At 67.2% G+C, this 14,998-nt stretch carries 16 protein-coding genes; 13 read left to right on the forward strand and 3 right to left on the reverse strand.

Features of this window, described 5'->3' with window-relative positions:
- Positions 1-63 precede the first annotated feature (63 nt).
- The 3 genes from BBK82_RS06300 to BBK82_RS06310 are packed head-to-tail and all read left to right on the forward strand — an operon-like array spanning position 64 to position 3,080.
- Entirely contained in the window at positions 64-1,392 is a 1,329-nt protein-coding gene (locus BBK82_RS06300; RefSeq protein ID WP_065914157.1) for an ABC transporter substrate-binding protein, read from the forward strand.
- The gene (locus tag BBK82_RS06305) at positions 1,393-2,250 is read left to right on the forward strand and encodes a carbohydrate ABC transporter permease (protein WP_065914158.1); all 858 of its coding nucleotides are present in this window, start codon (positions 1,393-1,395) and stop codon (positions 2,248-2,250) included. It begins immediately after the preceding gene.
- The gene (locus BBK82_RS06310) at positions 2,247-3,080 is read left to right on the forward strand and encodes a carbohydrate ABC transporter permease (protein ID WP_065914159.1); all 834 of its coding nucleotides are present in this window, start codon (positions 2,247-2,249) and stop codon (positions 3,078-3,080) included. The genes BBK82_RS06305 and BBK82_RS06310 overlap by 4 nt, the downstream gene beginning before the upstream one ends.
- Before the next feature lie 29 nt (positions 3,081-3,109).
- Here the strand turns inward: BBK82_RS06310 and BBK82_RS48675 are convergent, their stop codons facing one another.
- Complete coding sequence (locus tag BBK82_RS48675; protein ID WP_065914160.1) at positions 3,110-3,700, reverse strand: helix-turn-helix domain-containing protein; 591 nt, start codon at positions 3,698-3,700, stop codon at positions 3,110-3,112.
- Between the two features lie 80 nt (positions 3,701-3,780).
- Here BBK82_RS48675 and BBK82_RS06320 point away from each other — a divergent pair, with 80 nt between their 5' ends.
- From BBK82_RS06320 to BBK82_RS06365, 10 genes are all read left to right on the forward strand, one after another.
- A complete protein-coding gene (locus BBK82_RS06320) occupies positions 3,781-5,265 on the forward strand; it encodes a glycoside hydrolase family 13 protein (protein WP_065914161.1) in 1,485 nt (494 codons plus the stop codon).
- 193 nt (positions 5,266-5,458) lie between these two features.
- A complete protein-coding gene (locus tag BBK82_RS06325) occupies positions 5,459-6,220 on the forward strand; it encodes a DeoR/GlpR family DNA-binding transcription regulator (protein ID WP_065914162.1) in 762 nt (253 codons plus the stop codon).
- 122 nt (positions 6,221-6,342) lie between these two features.
- Positions 6,343-7,680: an ABC transporter substrate-binding protein gene (locus BBK82_RS06330; protein ID WP_065914163.1), complete on the forward strand. Its 1,338-nt coding sequence runs from the start codon at positions 6,343-6,345 to the stop codon at positions 7,678-7,680.
- 13 nt (positions 7,681-7,693) lie between these two features.
- Entirely contained in the window at positions 7,694-8,626 is a 933-nt protein-coding gene (locus BBK82_RS06335) for a carbohydrate ABC transporter permease (protein WP_154697109.1), read from the forward strand.
- Positions 8,623-9,438, forward strand: coding sequence for a carbohydrate ABC transporter permease (locus BBK82_RS06340; protein WP_065914165.1), 816 nt, complete (start codon positions 8,623-8,625; stop codon positions 9,436-9,438). The genes BBK82_RS06335 and BBK82_RS06340 overlap by 4 nt, the downstream gene beginning before the upstream one ends.
- Positions 9,435-10,424: a zinc-dependent alcohol dehydrogenase family protein gene (locus BBK82_RS06345; protein WP_065914166.1), complete on the forward strand. Its 990-nt coding sequence runs from the start codon at positions 9,435-9,437 to the stop codon at positions 10,422-10,424. Before BBK82_RS06340 ends, BBK82_RS06345 begins: the two co-directional genes overlap by 4 nt.
- Before the next feature lie 101 nt (positions 10,425-10,525).
- Complete coding sequence (locus BBK82_RS06350; protein WP_154697110.1) at positions 10,526-10,816, forward strand: hypothetical protein; 291 nt, start codon at positions 10,526-10,528, stop codon at positions 10,814-10,816.
- A complete protein-coding gene (locus BBK82_RS53805; protein WP_065914168.1) occupies positions 10,795-12,669 on the forward strand; it encodes a sensor histidine kinase in 1,875 nt (624 codons plus the stop codon). Before BBK82_RS06350 ends, BBK82_RS53805 begins: the two co-directional genes overlap by 22 nt.
- Before the next feature lie 13 nt (positions 12,670-12,682).
- Positions 12,683-13,324, forward strand: coding sequence for a response regulator transcription factor (locus tag BBK82_RS06360; RefSeq protein WP_065914169.1), 642 nt, complete (start codon positions 12,683-12,685; stop codon positions 13,322-13,324).
- Between the two features lie 109 nt (positions 13,325-13,433).
- Positions 13,434-13,985: a radical SAM family protein gene (locus tag BBK82_RS06365; RefSeq protein ID WP_065914170.1), complete on the forward strand. Its 552-nt coding sequence runs from the start codon at positions 13,434-13,436 to the stop codon at positions 13,983-13,985.
- On the opposite strand, the gene BBK82_RS47250 is transcribed toward BBK82_RS06365, so the two are convergent.
- Positions 13,969-14,145: a DUF397 domain-containing protein gene (locus tag BBK82_RS47250; RefSeq protein ID WP_071812534.1), complete on the reverse strand. Its 177-nt coding sequence runs from the start codon at positions 14,143-14,145 to the stop codon at positions 13,969-13,971. The genes BBK82_RS06365 and BBK82_RS47250 overlap by 17 nt on opposite strands.
- Entirely contained in the window at positions 14,120-14,965 is an 846-nt protein-coding gene (locus BBK82_RS06370; protein ID WP_065914171.1) for a DUF5753 domain-containing protein, read from the reverse strand. Before BBK82_RS06370 ends, BBK82_RS47250 begins: the two co-directional genes overlap by 26 nt.
- Positions 14,966-14,998 lie beyond the last annotated feature (33 nt).

Consider the following 14,998-nt stretch of genomic DNA (forward strand, 5'->3'; position numbering starts at 1 on the left):
AGATGTAACGGGGACTTAGGGTCGCCGTCACATCGACGCGCTCGCGAGAAGGGCGGCCCCACCATGAAGAAGTCCGCTGCCGTGCTGTTGGGCTGCGTGCTCGTTGCCGGCTGTGGGAGCGGTACCACGGCCGACAGCGGCGGCAAGGTCGTGATCAACATCAACGGCCAGCCGCCGCAAACGCAGGCGTTCGACCGCAAGGTGTTCGACGAGGACGTCGCGGAGTTCGAGAAGCAGAACGAGAACATCGACCTCGTGCCGCACGAGGGGTTCATGGACCCGAAGACGTTCTCCGCCAAGCTCGCCGGCGGGCAGCTCGAGGACGTCTTCTACGTCTACTTCACGGATCCGGCGTCGCTCATCGCGCGCAAGCAGGCCGCCGACATCACGGACTACGTCAAGGACGTGCCGCATTACGGCGACCTCAAGCAGGAGCTCAAGGACGTCTTCACCGTGGACGGCAAGGTCTACGGGCTGCCCACCGCGAACTACACGATGGGCCTGCTCTACAGCCGCATCAACTTCACCAAGGCCGGCCTCGACCCGAACAAGCCGCCGCAGACGTGGGACGAGGTGCGTGCAGCCGCCAAGAAGCTCAAGGACGCGGGCGTCACCGGGTTCGCCGAGTACAGCAAGAGCAACCAGGGCGGCTGGCACTTCACCACGTGGATGAAGTCCGTCGGCGGTGACATCGCGCGCAAGGACGGCGACACCTTCAAGGCCGACTTCAACAACGACAAGGGCAAGGAAGTCCTGCGCAGGCTCAAGGAGATGCGCTGGGACGACGGCTCCATGGGCGAGAAGCAGCTCCTGGAGATCGGTGACGTGCAGAACATGATGGGCGCGGGCCAGCTCGGCATGTACCTGGCCGCACCCGACAACGTCGCCGCGATCGTCAACCAGTTCAAGGGCAAGTACGACGACTACGGGCTCGCCGCCATCCCGGGCCAGCAGGGCACGCTGCTCGGCGGCGAGGGTTACATGATCCACCCGAAGGCCACGCCGGAGAAGATCAAGGCCGGTCTCAAGTGGATCCAGTGGAAGTACCTCAACCCGGACCGCCTCGAAGGCAACCTGCAGAAGTACAGGGACCGCGGCCAGCCCGTCGGCCTGCCGATCCCGCCGATCGCCGACATCTGGACCGGTCACCCGCGCAAGAAGCAGGAAGACCTCAAGGCCAAGTACGCCACCATGCCGGTCGAGAACTTCAAGGCCTATGTGGACGGCAGCGAGAAGACCAAGGGCAGCCTCGAACCGCCTCAGGCACAACAGGTCTACGCGATCCTCGACAACGTCGTGCAGGCGACGCTGACCAACAGGGACGCCGACCACGCACAACTGCTCAAGGACGCGGAGACCAAGGTCAACGCCGTTCTGGCGCAGGTGAAGTAAGTGCGGCGCCACGTCACCGCGTACGGCTTCCTCAGCCTCGCGCTCGTCGTCTTCGCGGTGTTCTCCTGGTACCCGATCGTGCGCGGGGTGGTCCTGAGCTTCCAGCAGGTCAACTTCGTCTCCGACCCCGAGTGGGTCGGCTGGGAGAACTTCCAACGCCTCTTCGACGACCCGCTGTTCGCGGTGGCGTGGCGCAACACGGCCTGGTTCACGGTCCTCGCACTCGTGATCGGCTTCGGCGTCCCGTTCCTCACCGCCGTGGTGCTCAACGAACTGCGGCACGCCAAGGGTTACTTCCGCCTCTTGGTCTACCTGCCGGTGATGCTCCCGCCGGTCGTCACGGCCCTGCTGTGGAAGTGGTTCTACGACCCGGGACCCGGCCTGTTCAACTCGGTGCTCAGAGAACTCGGACTACCGACGTCCCAATGGCTCGACTCCGGCAACACCGCGCTGATCAGCATCGTCCTGCTCACGACGTGGGCGAACATGGGGTCGGCCACTCTGATCTACCTCGCCGCCCTGCAGACCATCCCGGGTGAGCTCTACGAAGCCGCGGAGCTGGACGGCGCCGGGATCGCGCGGAAGGTCTGGCACGTCACCATCCCGCAGACCAAGTTCGTGATCCTCATGTTGCTGCTCCTGCAGGTCGTCGCGACCATGCAGGTCTTCACCGAGCCGTTCATCATGACCGGCGGCGGCCCGGAGGACTCGACCGTCACGGTCCTGCTGCTGCTCTACCGCTACGCCTTCGTCTACAACGACTTCGGCACGGCCAGCGCGCTGAGCCTGATCCTGTTCGCGGTGCTCGGCGTCTTCTCCTTCCTCTACCTCAAGGTCACCAGGAGGGCGGACGCGTGAGGACCCTCACCAGGCCCGGCGGCAAGGCGTACTGGGTGGTGCTGACCGCCACCCTCGTACTCTTCACGGTCGCGTTCCTCGTGCCGCTGCTCTGGGTGCTGCTCGGCGCCTTCAAACCACCGGCCGAGCTCGCTCAGCAACCACCGACGATCCTGCCGCAGACCTGGGAACCGGGTGCGTACGCCGACGCCTGGAACTACATGGACCTCGGCAAGTTCTTCCTCAACACGATCGTCGTGGCGTTCGGCGCGTGGGCCGTCCAGATGGCCGTGATCGTCCCGGCCGCCTACGCGCTGTCCAAGCTGAAACCGTTGTTCGGAAACGTGGTCCTCGGCCTGATGCTGGCCACGCTGATGCTGCCCGCCACGGCCTTGCTGGTCCCGGTCTACCTCACGCTGACCGACCTCGACCTGCTCAACAACCCGGCCGGCATCTGGCTCCCTGCCGCCGCGAACGCGCTGAACGTCTACCTGCTCAAGCGCTTCTTCGACCAGATCCCGGAAGAACTGCTGGAGGCGGCCAGGATCGACGGCGCCGGCACCTGGACGACGCTGATCCGCATCGTCCTGCCGATCTCCCGCCCCATCCTCGCCGTCGTCTCGATCTTCACGGTCGTGGCGGCCTGGAAGGACTTCATCTGGCCGCTGCTCGTGTTCCCCGACCCGGCGAAGCAGACGCTCAGCGTCGCGTTGCAGCGCTTCGCTCCCGACACACCGATCAACCTCCTGCTCGCCGGGCTGGTGCTGGCGAGCCTGCCGATGGTGGCGCTGTTCCTGGCGTTCCAGCGGCACATCCTCGCGGGGCTCACCGCAGGATCTATCAAGGGTTGACCTCCACCCGCCGGAAACCGAAGGGATTCCTACAGCTCGCGCCGCAGGTCTTTCTGCTTCATCACCGACCGCCCGCCCGGAGTGCTCCGTTGAGGTCTTACACCGGTTCCACAGACCGTTGCCGCCAGCCCGGCGGCCAAGATGTTGCGAGCGGCGTTGATGTCCCGGTCATGGGTGACACCGCAACCACAGCCGAGCGCATGCCGTTCGGCCTTCGTGCACCTCGGGTTGGCGATCTTCTCACCGGACGAGAGCACGAGCAGATGATCGGGGCCCACATCAATTCCCGCCGCGGAGTCAACCGCCGGCATCCTGACCACACTCGGGTCTTCACACAAGAGCGGCACGAACCTGAGAAACGCCGTGTGCAGGTGCCGCAACGCCTGCTGCAGCGGAACCGACGAGACTTCACCCAAGAACGCGAGTTCTTCGGTGCGTTTCCAGCTTGTCAACATCGCCGAGGTCGTGTCGTAGCCGACCCGTTCCCGGGACTGGTTCCAGGCCTCCGTGCGGGCCTGCAGCGCCAGGTTGTACACCTTGCGGACACATCCGAACGTGCGCAGCAGCTCTGCTGCCTGCGTTTCGCTCGGGTAGAAGCGGTATTTGAACGCCCGCTTCACCTGTCCGCACACCGCTCAGAACTAGCAAGCCGCTGCGGAGCCTCACAGCGGCCCCGCAGGAGCGAGAGAGGACACCGCGCATGAGCTGGTGGCGCAACGCATCCATCTACCAGGTCTACCTCCGCAGTTTCGCCGACGGCAACGGGGACGGCGTCGGCGACCTGGCCGGCCTCAGGCAGCGTCTCCAGCACATCGCCGAGCTCGGGTTCGACGCGATCTGGCTCAACCCCTGGTACCCGAGCCCGCTCGCCGACGGCGGGTACGACGTGGCCGACTACCGCGACATCGAGCCGGTGTTCGGCACGCTGGCCGACGCGGAGAAACTCATAGCCGACGCGCACAACCTCGGCATCCGGATCATCATCGACCTCGTTCCCAACCACTGCAGCGACCAGCACCCGTGGTTCAAGGACGGGTTGTGGGACCGCTTCCACGTTCGCGACACCGAGGAGCTGCCGAACGACTGGCAGTCGCGGTTCGGCGGGCCGGCGTGGAGCAAGCTCCAAGACGGCCGGTGGTACCTGCACCTCTACGCCGCCGAGCAGCCGGACTTCAACTGGGAGAACCCGGTGGTGCACCAGGAGTTCGAGGACATCTTGCGGTTCTGGCTCGACCGCGGTGTCGACGGGTTCCGCATCGACGTGGCCGACGGGCTGGTGAAGGACTTCAGCAGGCCGGACGCGGACCTGCCGTACTCCGACCAGGACGGCGTGCACGAGATCTACCGGCACTGGCGCAAGATCGTGGACGAGTACGACGGCGACCGGATCCTCGTCGGGGAGATGTGGCTGCCGGACCCCGAGCGGTTCGCGCGGTACCTGCGCAACGACGAGATGCACAGCGCGTTCAACTTCGACTTCCTCTGCTGCCCGTGGAACGCGGACGAACTGCGCAAGGTCGTCGACAGCACGCTCGCAGCGCACGAACCCGTTGGCGCGCCGCCCACCTGGGTGCTGTCCAACCACGACGTCACCCGGCACGTGACCCGCTACGGCCGGGAGAAGACCGGTTTCTCGTTCGCCGACCGCCAGCACGGGGCGCCCACGGACTTCGAGCTGGGCACGAAACGGGCCCGTGCGGCCATCATGCTCACCGCGGCGCTGCCCGGCGGGGTCTACGTCTACCAGGGTGAGGAGCTCGGGCTCTGGGAGGTCGAGGACCTGCCGGACGAGCTGCGCGAGGACCCGGTGTGGCACCGCTCCGGCTTCACCGACCGCGGCCGGGACGGGTGCCGGGTGCCGCTGCCCTGGTCGGCGCAGGACGGTCCGAGCTGGTTGCCGCAGCCGGAGAACTGGCAGGAGTTCTCGGTCAGCGCGCAGACCGGCAAGCCCGAGTCGATGCTGGAGCTCTACCGGCAGGTGTTCGCGCACCGGCGCGACATCGAGGGCGACCTGGAGTGGCTCGACCTGGGCGAGAACGTGCTGGCGTTCAAGCGCGGAAGCCGCACCTGTGTCGTCAACTTGTCCGAGCACGCCGTCGATCTACCTGGTACACCTGTGTTGACCAGCGTCTCACTAGACAACGACGGCAAGTTGCCGACCGACGCGGCGGCCTGGTTGGGCTAGAAACGGGCCATTCAGACATTGAATACGGGCATGCCCGAAAGCCGCGTCCCAGGTGGGCGCGGCTTTCGGCATGTGAAACGGGCTGAAATCGGGCAAGATCTCACTCAGTTGTGGTGCCGACCACAGCGTTAACGGGGTGTTTCATCTATGCACAGCCCGAACGGGCACCCGTAGAGCCGAGTGGGCAGGTGACATGCGAGCTGAAGACCGCAAGCGCCGCATCCTGGCCAGGGCCCGCGCCGACGGCCGCGTCGATGTGGTGGAGATGGCCCAGGAGCTCCAGGTCGCGCCGGAGACGGTCAGACGTGATCTGAGGTTGCTCGACGAGCACGGTCTGGTGCGGCGCACGCACGGTGGTGCCGTTCCGGTGGAGAGCGCGGGCTTCGAGACGGGCCTGCGGTTCCGCGCCGGGTCGCACGTGCCGGAGAAGCGGCGCATCGCGAAGGCGGCCGCGGAACGGCTCGACGACGCCGAGACGGTGTTCATCGACGAGGGTTTCACGCCGCAGCTCGTCGCGGAGGCGTTGCCGACCACCAACCCGCTCACCATCATCACCGCGTCGCTGCCGACCGCCGCCGCGATGTCGGAGCACCCGTCGTGCGTGGTCCTCCTGCTGGGAGGCCGGGTCCGCGGTCACACACTGGCCACTGTGGACCACTGGGTGCTGCGGATGCTGGGCGAGATGGTGATCGACCTCGCCTACATCGGGGCGAACGGCATCTCCCGCGAGCACGGTCTCACCACGCCCGACCCGGTGGTCGGCGCGGTGAAGGCGAAAGCGCTCAGCGTCTCCCGGCGGAAGGTCTTCGTCGGGGTGCACACGAAGTTCGGCGTGTCGAGCTTCAACCGGTTCGCCGAGGTCGGCGACATGGAAGCGATCGTCACCGACTCGGGTCTCACCGCCCACGAGGCCCACCGGTACTCCCTGCTGGGTCCCAAAGTCGTCAGAGCCTGACGGCGTCTGCGAGTACCACCGACTCGGAGTTGGTGGTACTCGCAGACGCCGGGACAAACCCCCGACTGGGTACGCCTGGTTTCTTCAGCGCGCCCTGAACCATCCCCCGAAAGGAACCGACGATGTCGTCGATCCGCACACTCGGCGCCGCCACCGCTGTGTTGCTCCTAGCTTCCGCCTGCGCCGGCGCGGGAGGTGGTGGAGGCGGTGGCACCGACTCCGTGAACGTGCTGATGGTGAACAACCCGCAGATGCAGGACCTGCAGAAGCTCACCGCGGACAACTTCACCAAGGACACCGGCATCAAGGTGAACTTCACCGTGCTGCCCGAGAACGACGTCCGCGACAAGATCAGCCAGGACTTCTCCAGCCAGGCCGGTCAGTACGACGTCGCCACGATCTCCAACTACGAGACGCCGATGTACGCCAAGAACGGCTGGCTGGCGCCGATGGACGACTTCGTGGCCAAGGACAGCGCGTTCGACCAGGCCGACATCCTGGAGCCGATCAAGCAGTCGCTCACCGCCGCGGACGGCAAGGTGTACGCGCAGCCGTTCTACGGCGAGTCGTCGTTCCTCATGTACCGCAAGGACATCTTCGAGGCCAAGGGCGTCACGCTGCCGGAGAAGCCGACCTGGCAGCAGGTCGCCGAGGCGGCGCAGAAGGTCGCCACGCCCGAGGTGCGCGGCATCTGCCTGCGCGGCCAGCCGGGCTGGGGCCAGGTCATGGCACCGCTCACCACCGTCGTGAACACCTTCGGCGGCACGTGGTTCACCAAGGACTGGCAGGCGCAGGTCAACGCGCCGGAGTTCAAGGAAGCCACCAAGTTCTACGTCGACCTGGTGCGCAACCACGGCGAGGCGGGCGCCCCGCAGGCCGGGTTCGCCGAGTGCCTGAACAACATGACGCAGGGCAAGGTCGCGATGTGGTACGACGCCACGGTCGCCGCCGGTCTGCTGGAGGCGAACGACTCCCCGGTCAAGGGCAAGCTCGGCTTCACCCAGGCGCCGGTCGTGAAGACCGACAGCTCCGGCTGGCTCTACACCTGGGCGTTCGGCATCCAGAAGGCGTCGAAGAAGCAGGAGAACGCCTGGAAGTTCATCTCCTGGGCGTCCGGCAAGGGCTACGAGGAGCTCGTCGGCAAGAACCTCGGCTGGTCGAAGCTGCCCGACGGCAAGCGTTCGTCGACCTACCAGCGGCCCGAGTACAAGCAGTCGTCCGGCTCGTTCTCCGCGATGGCCGAGGCCGCGATCAAGAGCGCGAAGCCGCTCAACCCCGGTGTGCAGGAACGCCCGGCCCCCGGCATCCAGTTCGTCGGCATCCCGGAGTTCACCGACCTGGGCACGCAGGTCTCGCAGCAGATCAGCTCCGCGATCGCGGGTGCGGTGAGCGTCGACGAGGCGCTGGACAACGGTCAGGGACTCGCCGAGAAGGTCGCCGCGAAGTACAAGGGCCAGTGAAGGGGCCGGTGACATGGCAGTCATGACGCAGGCGCGGCCGGACACGGACGACCGGCCGCCGCCCGTCCCCCGCAAGAAGGTCAACCGGTGGGCCACGCGCGCGCCGCTGCTGCCCGCGCTGATCTTCCTGATCATCGTGACGCAGCTGCCGTTCGTGGCCACGCTGGTCATCTCGTTCATGAAGTGGAACTCGCTGGACCCCACCAACCGCGGGTTCGCCGGGATCGACAACTACGTCAACGTCTTCACCGACCCCGACCTGCGCTCGTCGGTGGTCAACACCATCGTGCTCACGGCGTCGGTGGTGCTGATCAGCCTGGTCCTCGGGCTCGGGCTGGCCTTGTTGCTGGACAAGAAGTTCGCCGGTCGCGGGCTGGTGCGCACGCTGCTGATCGCGCCGTTCCTCGTGGTGCCGGTGGCGGCGGCGCTGATCTGGAAGCACGTGCTCTACAACCCGGAGTACGGCCTGTTCAACGGCATCCTGAACTGGCTGGGCTTCGAGGCCCAGCCGGACTGGATCAGCTCCATGCCGATGACCGCGGTCGTGCTGTCGCTGGTGTGGCAGTGGACGCCGTTCATGATGCTGATCCTGCTGGCGGGCCTGCAGTCGAAGCCGGTCGAACCGGTCGAGGCGGCGACGATCGACGGCGCGTCGTCGTTCCAGATCTTCCGGTACCTGACGTTCCCGCACCTGCGCCAGTACCTGGAGCTCGGCGGCCTGCTCGGCTCGATCTACGTCGTGCAGAACTTCGACGCGGTCTTCACCATCACGTCCGGCGGTCTGGGCACGGCGAACCTGCCGTACATGATCTACCAGACCTTCTACCAGGCCCACGAGTACGGCGAGGCCTCCGCGGCCGGCGTGATCGTGGTGGCGGGGTCGATCATCATCGCGACGTTCGCGCTGCGCACGGTGTCCTCGCTGTTCAAGGAGGAGAAGCGATGAGGCCCAAGTGGGTCGGACACAGCTGGGGCGTGCTCGCCTGGTTCTGCGGCCTGGTGTTCTTCGCGCCGGTGGCGTGGATGTTCCTGACCTCGCTGCACAGCGAGTCCGACGCCGCCACGAACCCGCCGTCGCTGCTGGCACCGCTCACGCTGGAGGGCTACGGCGAGTTCTTCGACGCCGGCGCGTGGCCGCCGCTGCTCAACTCGTTCAGCGCCTCCATCGGGTCGACGATCATCGTGCTGCTGCTGGCGATCCCGGCCGCGTACGCGTTGTCGATCAGGCCGGTGGAGAAGTGGACCGACGTCCTGTTCTTCTTCCTGTCCACCAAGATGATGCCGGTCGTCGCGGCGCTGCTGCCGATCTACCTGATCGCGCAGTTCTCCGGGATGCTCGACAACATCTCGTTCCTCACCCTGCTCTACACCTCGATGAACCTGCCGATCGCGGTGTGGCTCATGAGGTCGTTCCTGTCCGAGGTGCCGAAGGAGATCCTGGAGGCCGCGTCGATCGACGGCGCCGGGCTCCTGGTGATCCTGCGCAGGGTCGTGGCCCCCATCGCCATGCCCGGTATCGCGGCGACGGCGTTGATCTGCTTCATCTTCAGCTGGAACGAGCTGCTGTTCGCGCGGGTGCTCACCGGTGTCGTCGCCGGCACCGCACCCGTCTACCTCACCGGGTTCGTCACCTCGCAGGGCCTGTTCCTCGCGAAGGTGTGCGCGGCCGCGGTCGTGGTGTCTCTGCCGGTGCTCATCGCCGGGTTCGCCGCCCAGGACAAGCTCGTCCAGGGCCTTTCGTTGGGAGCGGTCAAGTGAAAGCAGCAGTGATCACCGGCGTCGGGTCCGTCGAAGTGACCACTGTGGACGATCCGAAGTGCGGTCCGCGCGAGGTGGTCGTCGACGTGGCCGCCTGCGGGCTGTGCGGGACGGACCTGCACATCCTGCAGGGCGAGTTCGCGCCGACGCTGCCGGTCGTGCCCGGCCACGAGTTCGCGGGCACGATCGTCGAGATCGGCTCCCAGGTGAACGAGCTGAAGGTCGGCGACCGCGTGGCCGTCGACCCGTCGCTGTACTGCTACGAGTGCCGGATGTGCCGCAACGGCAAGAACAACCTGTGCGAGCGCTGGGCGGCAATCGGTGTCACCACGGCCGGTGGCGCGGCGGAGTTCGCGGTCGCCCCGGTCGCGAACTGCGTGAAGCTGCCGGACCACGTGCGGGTCGAGGACGCGGCGCTCATCGAGCCGCTGTCGTGCGCGGTCCGCGGGTACGACGTGCTGCGCTCGCAGATGGCCTCGCGGGTGCTGATCTACGGCTCGGGCACGATGGGCCTGATGATGCTGCAGCTCGGCAAGCTCACCGGCGCCTCGTCCATCGAGATCGTCGACCTCAACGCCGAACGCCTCAAGACCGCCGTGCAACTCGGCGTCACGGGCACGGCGGCGTCGGCGGACGAGCTGGACCGGCCGCAGGGCTGGGACGTCGTCATCGACGCCACCGGCAACGAGAAGGCCATCCAGGACGGTCTGGGCCGGGTCGCGAAGGGCGGCACGTTCCTGCAGTTCGGCGTGTCGGACTACTCGGCGCGGGTGACGATCGAGCCGTACAAGATCTACAACCAGGAGATCACGATCACCGGCTCGATGGCGGTGCTGCGCTCGTTCGAGCGGGCGGCCGACCTGTTCGCGACGGGCGTGCTCGACCCGGAGATCTTCATCAGTGACCGGCTGCCACTGGACGACTACGCGGGTGCGCTCGACCAGTTCAAGGCGGGCAAGGGCCGCAAGATCCAGGTCCTACCGTGAGTCAGCAGCTCAGGCCCTGAATGGACCAGGAGTGGACCCGATCGTCGGAACGATCGGGTCCACTCGTGTATCTGGGGGAACGGTTGTCACTCCTACTGGGCATGTCGAAGTCCGAGCAGAAAGCCGGGCAGGAAGTACAGCTGCCGCCCTACTTCTCGACCATGTCTGACGAAGAGCTCCTGTCCTGGTACGCGGAGCTTCAGGCGCGGGCGATGAGCCCCCAGCCTGGTGACGTCGATTTCGACCACGTCCACAAGGCCGCCGAGGCGATGACCGTGGAACAGCTGCGGCACCGGCTCCTGACCTTCCAGGGCTGGCCGGGAGGCTCCGGCATGAGCACGATGGACGCCGGTTCTCCTTTCCACAACCTGTGGCACTGGCTCAGCGACTGACCCGCGGCGAGGTCAACCTCGCCCGGGTCGTCGGCGCGCTGGTGGCCGCCTGTGTGCTCTACGCGGTCGTGCACACGGTGGCCACCGGCGCCGTCTCGCATCCACGCAACTGGCTCGTGGCCTTCGCCTGCACCTTGCTCGGGGTGCGGGTGATCGGTCATGTGCAAAGGTCGGCCGTCGGCTGGTTGCTGCTGGTCATGGGGCTCTTCGGCGGGATCACCGTCGCGGTCGCCGGCCAGCCCGCCGACCATCCGGCGCGCTGGGTCGAGCAGTGGATCTGGTGGCCGACGTACGCGCTGCTGCCCGCGGTGGCGCTGGTCTTCCCCAACGGCAAGCCCCTGAACAACCGCTGGTGGTTCGCGATCGGGGCGAGCCTGTTCAGCGCTGTGCTCGGCACGATCGGGATCGCCTGGGGCTCGTGGGGTGATCCGGCGGGCTTCTGGCAGACCGGCGGTGGTGGGCTCGCGCGGGCGATCACGCTGGTCGCGGTGCTCCTGGCCGGGGTGTCGGTGGTCGCGGCGGTGGTGGCGTTGTTCGTGCGCTGGCGGCGGGCCGAGGGCGACGAACGCCGGCTGCTCGTGTGGGCCTTCGCGTTGCTGGCGCTGGCGGTCGTGGCGACGGCGCTGGAGACCACGGACGGGCACTTCGCGTGGGTCATCGGCGTGCTCGCGTTCCCGGCGGCCGCGGTGATCGCGATCGTGCGGTACGGGCTGTACGACATCAGCCTGCTCATCCACCGGTCGTTGCTCTACGGCACGTTGACGGTGGCGTTGCTGCTGATCTACCTGGGCGTGATGCTCGCGGCCGGGCGGCTGTTCAGCAACGACGCCGAGGTCATCGGAGTCGTGGCGGCGGGGTTGGTGTTCGCGCCGTTCCGCAGTTGGGTGCAGAAGAAGCTCGACCGGTGGCTCTACGGCGTGCGGACCGATCCTTATGCCGCGTTGTCCACATTGAGCGAGAAGCTCGAACGCTCCCAGGACGTGCTGCCGACCGTCGCGCAGACGGTCGCCGAGTCGTTGAAGCTGCCGTACGTCGCGATTCGCGGTGGGTCGGTGCTCGCCGAGCACGGACGCAGCCGCGGGTGGCCACAACTGCGCTTCCCCATGACGTACCGCGGTTCTGCCGTCGGTGACCTTGTGGTCGAGCCGCGCGCGCCAGACGAACGGTTGAGCGACAAGGAACTCAGCCTTCTCGTCGACCTGGCACGGTCCACCGCACCGGCCGCGCAGTCGATGAAGCTGACGGCCGATCTGCAGCTCGCCCGCGAACGGCTCGTGCGGGCGCGCGAAGAAGAACGCCTGCGGTTGCGGCGCGACCTGCACGACGGCGTGGGACCGGCGTTGGTCGGAATCCGGTTGCAGCTGCGGGCGTTGCGGCGGTCGATGGGCGAGGCGCTGGACCCGGTGCTCGGCGACGTCGACTCGACCGCGGGCGAGGTGCGCAGGCTCGTGGACGGGCTGCGGCCACCGATCCTCGACCAGGGACTGGCACTGGCCGTGCGGGACGAGGCGGCGCGGTTCCACGGCGAGCTCAAGGTCACGGTGGAGGCGCAGGAGGTCGAGGGGCTGTCGGCGGCGGTCGAGGTCGCGGCCTACCGGATCGTCGCGGAGGCGTTGACGAACACCGCGCGGCACTCGGGCGCGCGGAACTGCGTGATCACCGTCCGGCACGACGGCGACCTGGTCGTGGAGATCGTGGACGACGGCCGCGGGGTCGCGGCGGACGCGAAACCCGGTGTCGGCCTCGACTCGATGCGGGAACGCTGTGCCGAGCTGGGAGGATCGTGCACAGTGACACCGGCCCAACCACACGGCACGCGGGTGGTCGCGCGGCTTCCGCTGGAAGTCCGATAGCGCTGGAGGTTCGATGACGCGGGTCGTGATCGCCGACGACCACCCGGTCTTCCGGCGCGGCATGAAGGCGTTGCTGGACGGCGAGGACGGCATCTCCGTCGTCGGCGAGGCGGCCGACGGCGTGGAGGCCGTGGCCGTGGTGCTGGAGGTCGAGCCGGACGTCGTCGTGCTCGACCTGCACATGCCACGGCTGGGTGGCGTCGAGGCCGCGAAGCAGATGCTGGCGGCGTTGCCCGAGGTCGGTGTGCTGGTGCTGACCATGCACGAGGACGACGAACTGGTCTTCGCGGCGATGCGGGCCGGCGCGCGCGGCTACCTCGTCAAGACCACGGACGACGACGAGATCGTGCGCGCGGTGCAGGCCATAGGTGCCGGAGAGGCGATCTTCAGCGCGACCATCGCCGAGCGGATGATGGGCTACTTCACCGCGATCTCGTCGTCCAAGGCGGTGGCGTTCCCGCAGCTGACCGACCGCGAACGGGACGTGCTGGAGCTAATGGCGTCCGGCAAGGACAACGCCTCCATCGCCCACCGGCTCAGCCTTTCGCAGAAGACCGTCCGCAACCGGGTGTCCGCGATCTTCACGAAACTGCAGGTCGCCGACCGCGCCCAGGCCATCGTGGCGGCCAGGGAAGCCGGTCTCGGCAGCTCCTGAGCACCCCGTGGGCAACCGCGGTCCCGGTTGACTGGGGACACCGGTCACCTGACAGCGGGACAGCTCCCCGGATTGGATCGGCGGCATCCGCCGAAGGGGGCCAGACCGCATGGACATCACCTGGGACGTCGCACACGCGCGGCTCAGCCACGACCGCATGCTGCACATCGCCAAGGCGCTCATCTCGATGCGCCCCGACACCGTCACGCTGGGCGGGGGCGAACCCCTCACCGTGCCGGGACTCTTCGAGATCGTCGACCAGTTCCGCCAGGCCGGCATCGACGTCGTCCTGCGCACGTCCGGCAAGTCGCTGCACCCGTCGATGGTGCGCACGCTGCTGGCGTCGTGCGCCCGCATCGAGGTGTGCGCGATGGCGTTCACCCACGCCCTGCACGCCCTGCACCTGCTCGACATCGGCGCCGCCAAGCTCGACCGGCACGCCGTGTTCGGCCTCGACGCCACCGGCCTCCGCCGCGGCTTCGACCGCCTGGAGGACTTCTGCGCCACGACCGCGTTCGACCTGCCGCGGCTCGCGTTCATCGCGCTCGGCGACTCGATCGGCCGCGACCACGCGCAGTACCTGCAGTCGCTGGCGCCTCAGACCGTCCGGGTGACGGTGGAGACCGCGAACACCTCGGTCGCGATCAGCCGATCCAGCTGACCAGGGCACGCCAGGCGGGAATCGAGAACGTGAGCACGTCACCGCTCACGTTCTTGGTGTCCCGCACGAGCGCGTCCTGGGCCAGCGACACCTCCACGCAGCTTCCGTTGCCATTCCCCGTGCTGTAGGTGCTCTTACGCCAGGCCCGTTCCGGGGTCATGAGAGTCCTCTCGCAGTCCGCTGACGTACTCCATCAGCTTGCTCCGCGATTGTTCCTCATCCAAGGCAACGGCATCCAGCCGCTGAAAGAGCCTCCTGGCCTGTGCCACGGCGGTCTTCTCCTGCGCGAACACCTGCGTCACATCGGTCTCCGTGAACACCACCGGAGCCACCTTCGGAAACTCGTACAACGTGCAAGCAGAGCGGAAGCTCGTGATGTGCGCGGGCACGATCCGGAGGATGTGCGTGTTGAAGAGCAGACGCAGGTACTGGTCCTCGCGGATCTCCGGCGTGCCCAGCCGCATGCGCAACGCGAGCTCGTGGACGTAGAACACGCACTCAGGGCGGTTGTGCCGCCGCATGATCGTCTGGCGGTCCATCCGCGCCTCGACGTACTGGTCGATGTCCGCCGGTGCCTCGATGTGCGAGTCGACGAAGAGCTCGCGCGCGTAGCGTTCCGTCTGCAAAAGGCCGTGCACGACGATCAGGTCGTATGACGTGATCCTGCTGGCCATCGTTTCGGTCATCGCGAGCGTGCGCAGGTTGCTGTTGTCCTGCGCGAAGTAGAGGTCGAACGCGTGGTGGTACCGGCGGCGGAACGACTCGACGAACTCCAGGTTCTTGCCGCAGGTCGCCAGGTACTGCACCAGGTCGATGTCGCTCGCCCGCGCCTTGCCCAACTCGATGTCGGACACCTTGCTCGGGTCCCAGCCGAGGTGCAGGGCCATCGCCCTGCCGTGGAACGGGGTGCACGCCTCCCTGATGCGGCGCAGTTCATCACCGAGGTCCCGGCTGTACGGGGTGGACGCGATTGCTGCCATACCGAGGAAGCTATGGCGTGGAATGAAACCAAG

Source organism: Lentzea guizhouensis, from assembly GCF_001701025.1.
Lineage (GTDB): Bacteria > Actinomycetota > Actinomycetes > Mycobacteriales > Pseudonocardiaceae > Lentzea > Lentzea guizhouensis.

Bases quoted from the DNA above. Each gene is read 5' to 3' on its own strand.
- BBK82_RS47250 (WP_071812534.1), bottom strand. From the start codon at position 14,145: ATGACCCCGGAACGGGCCTGGCGTAAGAGCACCTACAGCACGGGGAAT.
- BBK82_RS06340 (WP_065914165.1), top strand. From the start codon at position 8,623: ATGAGGCCCAAGTGGGTCGGACACAGCTGGGGCGTGCTCGCCTGGTTC.
- BBK82_RS06300 (WP_065914157.1), top strand. From the start codon at position 64: ATGAAGAAGTCCGCTGCCGTGCTGTTGGGCTGCGTGCTCGTTGCCGGC.
- BBK82_RS06325 (WP_065914162.1), top strand. From the start codon at position 5,459: ATGCGAGCTGAAGACCGCAAGCGCCGCATCCTGGCCAGGGCCCGCGCC.
- BBK82_RS06360 (WP_065914169.1), top strand. From the start codon at position 12,683: ATGACGCGGGTCGTGATCGCCGACGACCACCCGGTCTTCCGGCGCGGC.
- BBK82_RS06365 (WP_065914170.1), top strand. From the start codon at position 13,434: ATGGACATCACCTGGGACGTCGCACACGCGCGGCTCAGCCACGACCGC.
- BBK82_RS06320 (WP_065914161.1), top strand. From the start codon at position 3,781: ATGAGCTGGTGGCGCAACGCATCCATCTACCAGGTCTACCTCCGCAGT.
- BBK82_RS06335 (WP_154697109.1), top strand. From the start codon at position 7,694: ATGGCAGTCATGACGCAGGCGCGGCCGGACACGGACGACCGGCCGCCG.
- BBK82_RS06370 (WP_065914171.1), bottom strand. From the start codon at position 14,965: ATGGCAGCAATCGCGTCCACCCCGTACAGCCGGGACCTCGGTGATGAA.
- BBK82_RS06330 (WP_065914163.1), top strand. From the start codon at position 6,343: ATGTCGTCGATCCGCACACTCGGCGCCGCCACCGCTGTGTTGCTCCTA.
- BBK82_RS06350 (WP_154697110.1), top strand. From the start codon at position 10,526: ATGTCGAAGTCCGAGCAGAAAGCCGGGCAGGAAGTACAGCTGCCGCCC.